This window comes from Flavobacterium sp. 270, assembly GCF_004368785.1.
GTDB lineage: Bacteria > Bacteroidota > Bacteroidia > Flavobacteriales > Flavobacteriaceae > Flavobacterium.
Genome location: NZ_SODM01000002.1, coordinates 697642 through 712542 on the forward strand (window position 1 = coordinate 697642; position 14901 = coordinate 712542).

Here is a 14901-nt window from a genome sequence, read left to right on the forward strand (position 1 = left end):
AGGTTTTTAGGTGCCTGCAAATAAATTATAAAATGGTATTGATTCTCATTTTTGAATAAGATGAGAATCACCATTTTATAACTATTTCTAAAACAAAACAGTTATAATAAAAAAAGAGCAGACAAATTATTGTCTGCTCTTTTTTTATATGTCTTAAATAAATTATCCGTTTAAGGCTTCTGCTCCACCAACGATCTCTAAGATCTCGTTTGTAATAGCTGCCTGACGTGCTTTATTATAAGTTAATTTCAATTGATTTCTTAATTCAGTTGCGTTGTCAGTTGCTTTGTGCATTGCTGTCATACGCGCTCCATGTTCTGAAGCATAAGAATCACGAATTCCTTTATATAATTGTGTTTTCAAAGATTTAGGAATCAAAGCTAACACGATTTCTTCTTTTGAAGGCTCAAAAATATAATCTGCAGCAGTAACTGGTTTATCAGATTTAATTGGAGCTAAAGGTAAAAACTGTTCAACCTGAACGATTTGAGTAGCAGCATTTTTAAATTGATTATAAACCAATTCAATTTTATCGTACTCTCCAGACAAGAATTTTTCAGTTAAATTTTCAGCAATTCCAGCAACATTATCAAAAGTTAAATGATCAAAAATTGCATTATGATGACCGTGAACTTTATGACTTTTAGCTAAAACATCGTTTCCTTTTTTACCAATAGGAAAAACATCAACTTGTTTTCCTGCATAAAATTGAGTACGATTTTTAATCTCTTTAATTACATTGGTATTAAATGCACCACATAAACCTCTGTTTGAAGTTATAGCTACAAGTAATACTTTTTTTACTTCACGTTGTGTAGTGTAATCTCCTCCAACTTCACCCTCAAGTGTAGCAGAAAGATTTTGTAGTAACTCCGTTAATTTCTCAGCATAAGGGCGCATTGCAGTGATTGCATCTTGTGCTTTCTTAAGCTTTGCAGCAGAAACCATTTTCATAGCCGATGTAATCTGCATCGTCGATGAAACGGAAGTAATTCTATTACGGATTTCCTTTAAATTTGCCATCTATTAATTTGAGAATGTGACAATTTGAAAATTAGATAATTAGAAATATCCTAAGACATATCCAATTATCTAATTTACTCATTATCTTATTAGTTATATTTTGCTGAAATTTCTTTTGCTGCTTTTTCGATAACATCAGTAATGTTGTCATCTAACTTACCAGCTTTTAATGCATTAAGAGTATCTTTATGCTTGCTGTTTAAGTATGCTAAGAAATCAGCTTCAAATTCTTTTACTTTATTTACAGGAACGTTTCTTAATAAGTTTTTAGAACCTGCATAAATAATTGCTACTTGATTTTCTACTGTGTAAGGATCATTTAAACCTTGTTTCAAGATCTCAACGTTTCTTCTTCCTTTTTCAATTACATTTAAAGTAACAGAATCTAAGTCAGAACCAAATTTAGCGAAAGCTTCTAATTCACGGAATTGAGCTTGGTCTAATTTTAAAGTTCCAGAAACTTTCTTCATAGATTTAATCTGAGCATTACCTCCAACACGAGATACTGAGATACCTACGTTGATAGCAGGACGAACTCCAGAGTTGAACAAATCTCCATCAAGGAAAATCTGACCATCTGTAATCGAGATTACGTTTGTTGGGATATATGCAGAAACGTCTCCAGCCTGAGTTTCGATAATTGGTAAAGCAGTTAATGAACCACCACCTTTTACGATAGACTTGATAGAATCTGGTAAGTCGTTCATGTTTTTAGCAATTCCGTCATCAGCAATTACTTTACAAGCACGCTCTAATAAACGAGAGTGTAAGTAGAAAACGTCTCCAGGATATGCCTCACGTCCCGGTGGTCTTCTTAATAAAAGAGAAACCTCACGGTAAGCAACAGCTTGTTTAGATAAATCATCATAAACGATAAGAGCTGGACGACCAGAATCTCTAAAGTATTCCCCAATTGCTGCACCTGCGAAAGGAGCATAAACTTGCATTGGAGCTGGATCAGAAGCATTAGCTGCAACAATAACTGTATAAGCCATTGCACCTTTTTCTTCTAACATTTTTGCGATTCCTGCTACAGTTGAAGCTTTTTGCCCAATTGCAACATATATACAGAATACAGGTTTTCCTGCATCGTAAAATTCTTTTTGATTTAAGATTGTATCGATACAAACAGTTGATTTACCTGTTTGACGGTCACCAATTACAAGCTCACGTTGTCCACGTCCAACCGGGATCATAGCATCAACTGCTTTTACACCTGTTTGTAATGGCTCAGTAACTGGCTGACGGAAGATAACTCCAGGAGCTTTTCTTTCCAAAGGCATTTCGTATAAGTCACCACCGATTGGTCCTTTTCCGTCAATAGGAAAACCAAGAGTGTTTACTACACGTCCTACCATTTGCTCACCTACTTTAAGAGAAGCGATACGTTGAGTTCTTTTTGCAGTAGATCCTTCTTTGATTCCAGTTGATGGTCCTAAAAGTACAACACCAACATTATCTTCTTCAAGATTCAATACGATACCTTCCATACCGTTATCAAATTCTACTAACTCACCATATTGTACATTCGATAGCCCGTAAACACGAGCAATACCATCTCCAACTTGAAGTACTGTTCCTACTTCCTCTAGCGTAGCACCAGATTCAAAACCTTCTACTTGCTTTCTTAATATTGCTGAAATTTCAGCAGGTTTGATTTCCGCCATCTTAATTTATAATTTAGACACTTTTATGTGTGATAAAACTAATTACTTAACTCTCTTTTTAAAACTTGTAATCTGTTTGCAACAGAAGCATTGTATTGCTGATCTCCAATTCTCAAAATAAATCCTCCAATAATTGCAGGGTCTACAATGTTTTCTATTGTTATTTTTTTGTCTGACAATGTTGCAATTTTAGCTAAAACTTTAGCTTCTAAAGCTGCGTCCATAGGAATTGCTGTTGTAACTTTTGCTACTTCAATTCCGTTGCTTTGGTCATATACTTTAGAATATTCTACTGCAATTGCATCTAGAATCTCAAATCTTTTGTTTTCAAATAATAAATGAAATAAACCTTTAGTTACACCATTTACATTTGCAAAAACTTCTAATAAAGCACTTTCTTTAACTTCAACTTTTGTAGTTGGGTTTTGAATAAATGTGCTCAATTCCTGATTATTTTCAATTGCAGAAGCAATTGATTTCATATCGTTATTTACAGCTTCGGCAACACCTTTAGAGTTTGCTAAGTCTAAAATTGCTTTCGCATAACGAATTGCTGCTCTTGTACTTGCCATAATCTTAGTTTAACTTTACGTCACCTAACATTTTCTCAACTAATTTAGTTTGAGATTCTTTGTTAGATAATTCTTCTTTCAATAATTTTTCAGCAATGCTTAATGATAAAGTTGAAACCTGTGATTTCAATTCAGCCATAGCAGCATTTTTTTCGCTTTCGATAGCCGCTTTAGCCTGCTCGATCATTTTTAGACCTTGCTCTTGTGCTTCGTGTTTAGAATCAGCAATCATTTTCTCTTTCATTTCGCGAGCTTCTTTAAGCATAGCGTCACGCTCAGCACGAGCTTCATTCAAAATTCTTTGATTGTCAGCTTGTAAATTTTGCATTTCCTGTCTTGCATTTTCAGCAGAAAGTAATGCATCTTTAATACCTTGTTCTCTATCATTTACTGCATCAAGAATTGGTTTCCAAGCAAATTTTTTCAACAAAAGGATTAATCCAACAAATATTAATATTTGCCAAAAGAACAAACCGAACTCAAACTGATATATTAACTTATCCATTATATATGATTATAGATTTTAATTTATGTCTTTTTTAAATTGCTTAATGCAATTTGTAATGTTTTAATTTAAAACAATAGTTACAACCAACCGTTGCAACTATTGTTTTTGTGTTTTAATTACGATGCGAATAACGCAGCGAAACCAATACCTTCAATAAGTGCAGCTGCAATAAGCATAGCTGTTTGGATTTTTCCAGAAGCTTCTGGTTGGCGAGCGATAGCGTCCATTGCTGAACCACCGATTCTACCAATTCCTAATGCTGCTCCGATTACAATTAATCCTGCTCCAACGATATTTGGAATTACCATAATAAATATATTAAAAATTAAACATTCAAATTTGATTGTAGATTTTTGAATGTAGATTGTAGATTGAAAATAATCTGAAATCTAAATTCTGAAATCTAAATTTTAATGGTGCCCCTCCTCTTCGTGGTGGTGCTCTTCTACTGCTGAACCAAAATAAAGTGCAGACAGCATTGTAAAAATATAGGCTTGTAAAAATGCTACTAAAATCTCTAGTATAGAAAGTACAAATGATAATCCGAAAGAAAGACTGCTTCCAATCCAGCTTTTAAAGATAAACATTAATCCAATAATACTCATTAAAACAATATGACCTGCAAAGATATTTGCATACAAACGAATCATTAATGAAAATGGTTTGATGAAAACTCCTAACAATTCAATTGGCGCCAAAATAATTCTCATTGGTTTTGGCACTCCCGGCATCCAGAAAATGTGACCCCAGTAATTTTTATTTGCTGTAAGATTTGTAATTAAGAAGGTAAGGATTGCTAAAGAAAAAGTAATTGTTAAATTACCAGTAGCATTAATCCCTAGTGGTGTTAATCCGAAAAGATTTAAAAACAATACAAAGAAAAAGATTGTCAATAAATAACCCATATATTTTCTATGGTGTTTTAATCCAATATTAGGAATTGCAATTTCGTCACGAATGTAAACTACAAGTGGTTCGAAAATTCTACCAGCTCCAGAAGCGATACCTCCGTTTTTAGCATACGATTTTGCTAAGCTTGAAAATAACCAGAACATTAATAATGCTGCAGCAAAAATAGAAACTACAGTTTTAGTAATAGAAAAGTCTAAAGGACGAACATTTTCTGGGTGACCTGTTTTTTCATTTTCAGTAATTTCTCCAGAAGCATCTGTTCTGTAAATTTTACCATCATGGTGATTGATTACATAATATTTTCCATTTGATTCTGCAGTAGCATGACCGTGGTTGAATTTTGCTGAAGAGAAAACATGCAAACCTTCATCCCAAATAATTACAGGTAAAGGAAAACCATAATATTTTCCAGTCTCATCATCTTGAGTAAAAGTAAAATCATGAGAGTCTAATACGTGGTGATTAACAAATGCTTTAATCTTAGATTTTACATCTGTTGGTTCTGCCTCATGATGGCCTTCTGCAACAGCTTCGTGAGCTGCTTCAGTTTGAACATGTGCTGAGTCCTTTTCAATATTTGAAAAGCTCATTAATGAAAGACTAGCTACAAAAGCTGCAAGAATAAATCTGAGTGGTTTGTTTGAAATCACCATATCTGTGGAAATTCTTATTTTTTACGTTTCTAAAATTTGGTGCAAAGGTACATTTTTTATTAATATTCAAAAGGATATGAAAAATTATTTTTGAACCTTGTTTTACATAATCGCTATTTTAACGCTTTTCATTTAATAATCGGACAGTTAAAACCGTCTCAAATAACAAAAACAAAATAAATGTTATAAAAAAGTTCGTTTTTTCAACAGCGATGTCATGAATCTTATCTGATAAAATCGGTCGCAATACGATATAAGATAATAACATTTGAAGAAAAGTTCCTAACATGAAAAACATTCCGATGCTGTCAAATTTATCTTTTTTAAACTTTAATGTGATTATTAATAATAATGCAGCAAATGCGGAGAAAATTAAATACAGAGTTTCTATACTGTAATGAAAATTTTGATCATCAAGTTTAAAAAAAACAAAAACTGCCTTATGTAATATATAGGTAGTGACTGCAAGAAAAACTAAATGTAAAATTGATTTGTATATTTTAAAAAGCATCTTTCAATAATTTATGCAAAGATGCAACATTTATTTAAAGCACTTTTTAAAAAGCTGTTACTTTGTTTTGTTGATTTCGTTTACTTGTCGGATTACATTATATAATGCCAAAGCAACGCCAACCATAACTAATATCTTATTATAGTAGACTTTTTCACTCGGATGATTTTCATCAAGCCAAGTGCCTAGATATGAAAACAAGAAAATAATTGCACCCATTTGTATCGGAATATTAATGAGTGCAATCCATTTATTCCTTTGGTTTTTGTTCGGTTCCTTTTCCATCTTTCAATAGTACTTCTTTTGTATGTGTTAACATGGTACAAGTCGCTGTAAAATCAGCTCCGGGTTCTATAGAAAGTTTTCCAACTGCAACTTCACCGTGAATTTGTGCGGTCGCTTTTATATTAAGTACTTCTAAAACTTTTATTTTTCCGCGAAATTCTCCTTCAATATCAGCATTGTTGCAAATAATTTCGCCTTTTACAACTCCAGACGCTCCAATCACTAATTTTCCTTGTGATGTAAAATTTCCTATCAATTCTCCGTCTAGTCTAAAATCTGCTTTAGAAACAATATCGCCTACAATTGATGTTCCTTCTACGATTCTATTGGTTTTGCCTAAGAGTTCGGTTCCTGGCTTTTTAACTTTTTCAAACATTATATTATGGGTTTTGGGGGGCTAAGTAAGCGTCAAGGTTCTTTTTAATTTGAACCACTTTGTAGTTATCACTTGAAATGATAATTGACGGTTGTGCAATTTTATATTTTTTATCCTCACGGAAAACTTCTGCAAGATCTCTGGCATAAGCTTCATTATTAATTCCGTGAATAACAACAAAACTTTGGGTTCTTGTATATTTATCCAATGTTGTTGTAACCTTCATAAAATTCTCAAATTCTAAATATTTCTTAATAGCATCATCAACCTGCTTGGCTATTTTAGTATCACCTGCCGGAACTGGGTAGAGAACTTTCCAACTCTTTTTATCAACAGTTGTAAAACTAAGTTTTTCTAAACTTGGTACCTGTTTTTCTAAAATTTCTCGTGCATTTTTTCCTTCTTCACTGTTAGGATAATTATCTGCCACTGCTTCAAGATTTTTCTTGTATGCATCCAGACCATCTACTTTTCCTAAAGTTTTTGCTTTTAACAGTTCGTATTTAGAAACAATTTCATCACCAGAATATTGATTAATTAAATTATCAATATTATCTAAAATCATACTATATTCTTCCTGCTCATAAAGTTTGTACCACTTTTTGTATTCTGTATCAGGAGCCGAAATTTCGTTGGAATTGGTATTGTTTAATATTTGAGCATATCTCGAATTTGGATACGCTGTTGTAATATTTGATTTGATTGCTTCGGCTTTGGCCGGATTTGTAATTTGGTATATTTTATACAAATTATACATTGATGGCAAGATCAATTTTTCTTCTGGATTATTTTTCAATAATTGCTCGAGTTTATCACTGGCCAAATTGTATTCTTTGAATTTCTCCTTATATATAAGACCTAATTGATAATAGGCAAAATTACGTTCTTTACCAATGCTGTCTATTGCCAACTGCGAAGTAGGAAGTTGTTTTTCGTAAAAATCTGTGGTGTATTTTGGAATAACTATTGAATCTTTTAATGCATTTGCTGCCTCCAGATCATTAATAGTATCATTCATCGCTGCAGTATTAGCAGATTTTATTGATGCCAGTCTCCAATTACCGCCTATCGCTCTATTACCCCACATTTTTTTAAATTGTAGTTTTCCGTAAGCAACTGTTGTTGGATTATAAAAATAAAATGTACTTGCTACATCCGAATTGGCACCTGGAGGCATTCCAATTCCTCCCATCCCATCAGGTGGAGATGTTGGCTGTCCTAACGAATTTGGATTAACGGCTCCGTTTCCTGGAGTCTGAGCCTGAGAGTTGCGATCTATATTGGCTAATCTTTCATTTTCTTTTTCCATTAAAATACGTTTTGTCTCATCTTTCTTTTTAAGATCAGCAATATACGTTTGGAAATAGGTTTTTCTGTCAGCAGGAGGCAATCCGTAAACTTTGATAATACTATCGTTTCGTTTTGCAATTGCTTCGTACTTGATTACATTATCAAGATTTTTTCTGTTTTTTTGGATGAGTGCAAATTCTCTTCCTTTTGGATCTAATTTTACCAATGTACTGTCGTAGTATTTGGCAGCCATTGTATAATTGGTAGCTTTAAAATACATATCGCCGACGTTTCTATAAGTAGAAGCGGCTAAATAAGAATCTTTAGATTTTCTATGCAGCGATTTATTATAAAATTTTAAAGCATTTTCCTGATCTTTCTTTTTATCATAATAAACACCCATTTCGTAAAACAAGACATCATAATAAGGTCTGTTTTCTCGATCTGCAACCAGTTTATTATATGTTTTTAAAAATATGGTATCATTATCTTTTCCATAGTCAAACAATTGTGCTTTTTTAGCATAAGCATGCATCATGTATTTTCTGTCTGCTTTTCGATTCATATCGATCACACCGTCATAATAATAAATTGCACTGTCTCTTTTGCCTGCTTCCTGATACATCTGTCCGAGAATAAAACGGTATCGGGCTTTGTCCTCGTTTATTTTGCTGTATTCTTCTGCTATTTTAAGTTTAGTAACAGCACTGTCTTTTTGTTCTAAGTTTAAAAAAGCTTCTGCCAACAAAGCATTGGCATCAGAAAAGGTTTGTTTGCTTAAATCTGTCTTTTTTAATAATCTATTAATGTTTGTAATCACAATTGCGTCGTTTCCTAAACGCATATTGGTTTTCTCACGCCAGATTTTTGCAGTGTAAATATTACTGCTGTTTGGATATTTGTATAGAATGTAATTGAATGCTTCGAGTGCGGGAATAAAACGCTGGTCATAATACCTCGCTTTTCCGAGCATTAAATAAGCTTCATCGATCTGCGAATTTTTTTCTCTTCCACCAATATTCATCGAGTGTTTCTGAATGGCTTTTGTTGCTTTGGTTTCTGCTTTTTCAAAATCAGGATTCTTAGCCTTTGCTTCATCAGAAAAATTTTCATCGATCTGCATTTTTTCGATAGGCAGCATTTTCCAAAAATTATCCTGATTGTTTGCTTTTATAGCCATTAAGCCTTTATCCAGACCAATTCCTCCGTTGTACAAAATATTATATTTTGTGCTTAGCGCATGAGAATTTCTAGACAAAAAAGTGTTTTTCTTTGTAGAGCAAGCTATCAAAAGAAATAGAAACACAACAAAAAAACAATATTTAAGAGTATTATTTTTCAATAGAAAAGATTTTAAAACAATTAACTTCTAAAAAGTCGTTTTAGTATAATGACTGGTAAAAATACGCTTCTTTTTTGAAATTACAGGAACTTTATACTGCAAAAAATAATTCAAGTTCTTGTAAGGTTTCTTCTGATGTTTGTATGTCTTTTACAACCTCTCCTTTATTGAGTGCAACAATTCGATCACATACCTCTACAGTATGCTGTAAATCATGGCTTGAAACCAAAACCGTAACATTAGGATTGTCTGCCAATTCTTTAATTATTTTTTTTAAACGGCTTACTGTTGTCGGGTCTAAATTAGCAAAAGGTTCATCTAAGATTACTACTTCCGGATTACCAATTAGTGTTGCAATTATGCCTACCTTTTTCTGATTTCCTTTTGATAAATCGCGAAGGTATTTTTTGTTATTCAAAATTTCACCATTAAAAAACTCTTCGTGCTGCGCCAATAAAGCGTCAATATCTGCTTTGTTTTGATGGCGTAAATCTCCGATAAAATAAAAATATTCTTCAGGAGTCAGATATCCAATTAAGAAACTTTCGTCGAGAAAAGAACCTGTAAAAGATTTCCAATTTTCGCTTGTATTTACCTGAATATCATTGCTTTTTATACTTCCTGTTGTTGGCTGAATTAAGTCTAACAATAAACTAAAAAAAGTTGTTTTTCCAGCTCCGTTATTTCCTACTAGTCCAAAACTCTGTCCTTTTGGAATTTCAAGATTATTAATATTTAAAACTGTAGTACCGTTATATTTTTTTGAAAGTTGATTTACTTGTATCATGAGTAATTTTAGATTTTAGATTGTTGATTTTAGATTAAAAATCTCTTGTGTTTTCCTGTTTACTTAATTTTTTAATTATCAAATTTGCCAATTCTCTAATTAAAATTTAACTCTTTTGTTTGTAAGCACTTATCGTACTGTATTTTTCTGTTTTATATCTTTTTTCTATAATTGTAAAAACTTTGTCTTTAAAAATAAAACCTAAAACTCCAGCTCCTGCAACTAAAGCTAATGCCACGCTTTTATCGGCAAAATGAAGCCCAAGCCAATACAATAATGATGGTAAAAATATCTTTGGTAACGAAAGCAACATTCCATTAATGTTAAAAGCTTTTTTATCGCCAAAAGCACCTCCGGCATTGCTTAAATCAATTGGAGTTTTAGTAAAAGCACCTCCCAAAAGTACTAAATGCGAGTTGACTCCGATATTGTAAATTGCTCCAACAACGATTGTTAAGTAAATTTCCCATCCGTAAAAAAGATAAAACGAGGCTAAAATTGTCGAAACAAAAGTAGCAATAACAATGAGCCACCATTTTGAAGTAATATACCCTCGATACGGAATATTTTGTGTCATCATTAATTGATAATACGAACTGTCCCAGCTTGGTACAAATTGTCCGAAAACAAATAAAAACCCGCCCGACACAAAAATTCCAGCAAAAATATGCATCACTTCTGGCTGATGCGTATTGCCAAAAAAGATTAATCCGTAAAATAAAAAGATCACACTCATTACAATTGTTGTTTTAGATCTTTTATTTCTTTTAATTAATTTAATGTCATTTTTAAGAAACGTTCCTAAAGTTCCGAATTGATTGAGCCAAGAAAGATTTTCTGTTGTAGCAATATCTTCTTTTTTAGAAAGGCCGGCATCTAAGAACAGATTGTTTTTGAAGAATTTAAAAGTAAATAAGTACAGAATAATCAATACTAAAACCGGAATTAAAAACACAAATTTGGTTTGGTAAACCCCTTGAAAAAAAGGCGTTGTAAAAGTCGTAACATCAAACAATTTATAATATTGTGCGCCAGCCAAAACTAGAATCAAACCGATAAAAAGCACAAATAATTTATCGATATTACTTAAAATAATATTCAGAAAATTGTTGATATAAACTAAAGCTATAATTGCTAAATTCCACAAAATAATACCCGCAATATTATAACCTTCCAGAACTAGCACAAACGAAAACGGAACAAAGAAAAGCGCATGAATCCAGTTAAAAAAAGACAAAGCTGTTTTGCCCAAAGAAAAATGAACTATTGTTGGCTTTTTAAACGGAAGAACCAGTAAAGGTTTGATATTAAGTACTGGTATTGATTGTAATAACAGTCGTATAACTAAATCGAACAGAAGATAATAAATCAAAAATTTATTGATGGTTTGAAGAGGCTCAAGATTCATTTTCTTAAGAAGGTAAAATACTCCAGCTCCCGCACCTATAAAGATTAATGAAAAATAGATCATCAAAAAACCGATTAAGATTTTCATTACCAGGTTTTTACCAAATGATGCAGATCTTGAAAAGGCTTTCCATTCGAGATAAATAAATTTTTTAATCATGGTTATTCTGTTTTTAGGTTTTGTAGTAAGTGATCAAATGTAAGAAAACGTTACAAAAAAAGTTAAAAAAAATTTTTTCATGCCTCTCTTTTAGCTTCGTTTGCTACTTTTGCATAAAATATTCAACCATGCCTTCATTCTTAAAACTTATAATTAAAGAGGTAAAACGAGAAACAAAAGATGCTGTTTCTGTGCTTTTTAATGTTCCTGAAGAACTAAAACCTGACTATAAATTTATTGCAGGACAATATATTAATTTAAAATTAACTCTTGATAACCAAGAAATTAGACGCGCATATTCTATTTGTTCTGCACCAGAAAGTGGTGAATTACGAATTGCTGTAAAAGCGGTAAAAAATGGTTTGTTTTCTCAATTTGCCAATACTACTCTAAAAGCAGGCGATGTTCTTGAAGTAGGTCATCCTGAAGGAAAATTTACTTTTGAGCCAGAAGCAGAAAGACAAAAAAATTATGCTGCTTTTGCTGCAGGAAGTGGTATTACTCCTGTGCTTTCTATTATAAAATCGGTTTTGAAAAGTGAGCCAAAGAGTTCATTTGTATTGGTTTACGGTAACAGAACTCCCGAAGAAACTATTTTTCACCAAGAATTACACGATTTACAATTACAATATGTGGGACGTTTTTTCGTGCATTATGTATTTAGTCAGGCTAAAGCTGAAAATGCATTGTTTGGAAGAATCGAGAAATCTACGGTAAATTTTGTATTGAATAACAAACATAAGGAACTTCAGTTTGATAAATTTTTCTTGTGCGGGCCAGAAGAAATGATCAATACGGTTTCTGGAATTTTGAAAGAGAAAAATGTAAAAGAATCAGCAATTAAGTTTGAACTTTTTACTTCTTCTACAGAAGAACATGAAATTAAAGCTTCTTTAGAAGGACATACAAAAATTACTGTTTTGGTTGATGATGAAGAAGTTACTTTTGAAATGTCTCAAAAACAAACCATTCTGGATGCAGCATTAAAAAAAGGAATTGATGCACCATATTCTTGCCAAGGTGGTATTTGCAGCAGTTGTTTGGCACGTATTACAACGGGAACTGCAGAAATGACTAAAAACTCAATTCTAACAGATAGAGAAATTGCTTCTGGTTTAGTTTTAACCTGTCAGGCACATCCAACTTCTGAAACTATTTATGTAGATTTTGATGATGTTTAATCGTTAAAATCTCCATTTTTTAAATTCCAAATTCCAACTTTACAATTGGGGTTTGGAATTTTTTTTTCATCACATCTTTGTCAAAGTCAAAAATTGAAATTTAATTTTATGTTTATGAAATCAATTCGAGAAATATTTAGAAACAACGAACCTCTTTTGGATGAACCTGAAGTTAGTGAGCTTATTGATTACTGTAAAGAATTACAAGACGAAATTGTAGAATTTAAATTTCAGAAAACTGATAATAAAGAAATTGCAATGCTGGATATAATTAAAGAAGTTCTAAAAGGCTGCGAAGCTTTGGAAAAAGAACAAATGGAACATGAAAGATTTGGTTACGATGCTCCAGATTATAAAACGACTATTTCAAATCTTAAAAATTATATACACGGTCGATGTCGCGATGAGAAAATAAGGTTGTGAAAGATTTAAATTCCAATAAAAAAATTCCAAATTCCAATTTTGAAAATTGTTGTAAAACTTTGACAAAGATGAATACTCTTCAAAATTGGAATTTGGAATTTTTTTATTGGAATTTAATTTTTACAAAAGTGCCTGAATTCTTTTAAACACTTTTTTAGAAGATATTGTTCTCATTGCATCTTCATAACCTTCTACTATTTTGTTTCCGTAAACTGAAGTTGGTAATTGTGGATATAGGTTTCGGTCTGAAATTAAAGCATTTTCTAAACTTTGATTGAAAGGTAAAAATCCCGCATACGGATGTGTTGCGCCCCAAAGCGTAACCACTTTTACGCCCAGCATAGCTGCAATATGTGCGTTTCCAGAATCCATAGAAAGCATCACATCGAGATTGCTGATTAGTTTTAATTCCTGCTGAAATTTAATTTTTCCCGCGACATTTATCACATTTTTAAAAGGTTCAGAAAGTGAATCCAAAATTTCGATTTCTTTCTTTCCGCCTCCAAAAAGTAAAATAGTATAATCTTTATTTTCGGCTAGTTTTGCAATAACTTCCTGCATTAAATCTAAAGGATAAACTTTAGAATCGTATTGTGCGAAAGGTGCAATTCCGATTAAATTTTGATAATTTTCTCCAATTAAATCGGTAATTTCTGCACTTAAAACTGCTTTTTTAGGAAACTCTGGATTGGATAAATTTATACGAAAACCAAGTTCTTCAAAGACTTTTGCGTGTCTTGCAAACATTGACGGCAATTGTTCGAAAACTTTATTTTCTGCCCTTGTTAATTCTTTTTTCCCTTCACGTCCTTTATCAACTGTAGCTCTTTTTTTTCCGCTTAAAGCGAAAAGTAAACTCACAACCTTAGATCTTAATACGTTATGCAAATCTGCAAAAGCATCTATTTTGAGTTTTTTTACATCAAAATACAACCGTAAAAGTCCTAAGAAACCTTTGTGGCGTGCTTTTTCATCAAAAGCAAAAAAATCCAGATTTGGAATTCCTTCAAAAAAAGGTTTAAAAAATGGTCTCGAAATTACGGTGATTTTTACCGTTGGATATTGTTTTACAAAAGCGCGTAAAACAGGAACCGTCATGGCGACATCTCCCATTGCGGAAAGTCTCATGACGGCTATATGTTGAATAGTCTTGGACAAGTCTGCTGCCAACTATTTTTTATTTTGGTATAAAACTGGATTTAATTCGTCGTCGTTGTACATTTTCATCTGCTTGTACACTTTCATGAATTTATCGCCATTTTCGATATCTGTAAGCAATTCTTCGATCGCTGTAGATAAATCAGTTCTTTGCTCTAAAAGAACATTTAATTTTTCCTGACATTTGTCTCTATGCTCTTGCGAAGCCTCAGCACGAGTAGCTTCTTCCTGCATGTGATAAATTTTTAATGCTAAAATAGACAATCTGTCAAATGCCCAAGCAGGACTTTCTGAGTTGATTTTTGCACCGTCTTTTACTTTTACATCGCTGTACTTTTGTAAAAAGTAGCCATCAATGTATTCCACCATGTCTGTACGCTCTTGGTTTGAAGCATCGATTCTTCTTTTTAAAGTTAAAGCTGCAACAGGATCAATCTGCGGATCACGAATGATATCTTCAAAATGCCATTGTACTGTATCAATCCAATTTTTTAAATACAATAAATGTTCAAATTTATCTTTTGGAAAAGGATTGTTTATAGGTTGGTCAACATTATCAAACTGATGATAATCTTTTATACTTTGTTCGAAAACCGAATATGCTAATTTTGAAAACATGTCTATCTTTTTTATAGACACAAAGATA

15 protein-coding genes are annotated in these 14901 nt (G+C 32.4%); 2 read left to right on the forward strand and 13 right to left on the reverse strand.

The annotated features are described in order from the left end of the window. Positions 1-162: 162 nt before the first annotated feature. The 11 genes from atpG to EV144_RS10415 form a co-directional block, all read right to left on the reverse strand. Positions 163-1023, reverse strand: coding sequence for an ATP synthase F1 subunit gamma (atpG, locus tag EV144_RS10360; RefSeq protein ID WP_134148541.1), 861 nt, complete (start codon positions 1021-1023; stop codon positions 163-165). An 89-nt stretch (positions 1024-1112) separates the two neighbouring features. Next, on the reverse strand, positions 1113-2690 hold the full coding sequence (gene atpA / locus EV144_RS10365; RefSeq protein ID WP_134148542.1) for a F0F1 ATP synthase subunit alpha: 1578 nt from the start codon (positions 2688-2690) through the stop codon (positions 1113-1115). Between the two features lie 38 nt (positions 2691-2728). Next, positions 2729-3262: an ATP synthase F1 subunit delta gene (gene atpH / locus EV144_RS10370; RefSeq protein ID WP_134148544.1), complete on the reverse strand. Its 534-nt coding sequence runs from the start codon at positions 3260-3262 to the stop codon at positions 2729-2731. A gap of 4 nt (positions 3263-3266) precedes the next feature. Next, positions 3267-3767, reverse strand: a complete 501-nt coding sequence (locus tag EV144_RS10375) for a F0F1 ATP synthase subunit B (protein ID WP_134148545.1) — start codon at positions 3765-3767, stop codon at positions 3267-3269. 119 nt (positions 3768-3886) lie between these two features. After that, on the reverse strand, positions 3887-4078 hold the full coding sequence (gene atpE / locus EV144_RS10380; RefSeq protein ID WP_166670559.1) for an ATP synthase F0 subunit C: 192 nt from the start codon (positions 4076-4078) through the stop codon (positions 3887-3889). A 102-nt stretch (positions 4079-4180) separates the two neighbouring features. Further along, complete coding sequence (gene atpB / locus EV144_RS10385) at positions 4181-5335, reverse strand: F0F1 ATP synthase subunit A (RefSeq protein ID WP_134148548.1); 1155 nt, start codon at positions 5333-5335, stop codon at positions 4181-4183. A 568-nt stretch (positions 5336-5903) separates the two neighbouring features. Then, positions 5904-6131: an AtpZ/AtpI family protein gene (locus tag EV144_RS10395; protein WP_134148551.1), complete on the reverse strand. Its 228-nt coding sequence runs from the start codon at positions 6129-6131 to the stop codon at positions 5904-5906. Continuing rightward, positions 6097-6507, reverse strand: a complete 411-nt coding sequence (locus EV144_RS10400) for a polymer-forming cytoskeletal protein (protein WP_134148553.1) — start codon at positions 6505-6507, stop codon at positions 6097-6099. Before EV144_RS10400 ends, EV144_RS10395 begins: the two co-directional genes overlap by 35 nt. Positions 6508-6511: 4 nt before the next feature. After that, a complete protein-coding gene (locus EV144_RS10405) occupies positions 6512-9139 on the reverse strand; it encodes a tetratricopeptide repeat protein (protein WP_134148555.1) in 2628 nt (875 codons plus the stop codon). A 91-nt stretch (positions 9140-9230) separates the two neighbouring features. Next, a complete protein-coding gene (locus EV144_RS10410) occupies positions 9231-9926 on the reverse strand; it encodes an ABC transporter ATP-binding protein (protein WP_134148557.1) in 696 nt (231 codons plus the stop codon). A 106-nt stretch (positions 9927-10032) separates the two neighbouring features. Next, positions 10033-11493 carry a DUF5687 family protein gene (locus tag EV144_RS10415; protein ID WP_134148559.1) on the reverse strand — a complete coding sequence of 487 codons (1461 nt, stop codon included), beginning with the start codon at positions 11491-11493 and terminating at the stop codon, positions 10033-10035. A gap of 128 nt (positions 11494-11621) precedes the next feature. Here EV144_RS10415 and EV144_RS10420 point away from each other — a divergent pair, with 128 nt between their 5' ends. Next, positions 11622-12674, forward strand: coding sequence for a ferredoxin--NADP reductase (locus tag EV144_RS10420; RefSeq protein ID WP_134148561.1), 1053 nt, complete (start codon positions 11622-11624; stop codon positions 12672-12674). A 114-nt stretch (positions 12675-12788) separates the two neighbouring features. Further along, positions 12789-13097, forward strand: coding sequence for a hypothetical protein (locus EV144_RS10425; protein ID WP_134148563.1), 309 nt, complete (start codon positions 12789-12791; stop codon positions 13095-13097). Between the two features lie 120 nt (positions 13098-13217). On the opposite strand, the gene EV144_RS10430 is transcribed toward EV144_RS10425, so the two are convergent. Further along, on the reverse strand, positions 13218-14225 hold the full coding sequence (locus tag EV144_RS10430; RefSeq protein ID WP_134148565.1) for a glycosyltransferase family 9 protein: 1008 nt from the start codon (positions 14223-14225) through the stop codon (positions 13218-13220). A gap of 42 nt (positions 14226-14267) precedes the next feature. Beyond that, entirely contained in the window at positions 14268-14873 is a 606-nt protein-coding gene (locus EV144_RS10435; protein WP_134148567.1) for a DUF4254 domain-containing protein, read from the reverse strand. Between the last annotated feature and the right edge of the window lie 28 nt (positions 14874-14901).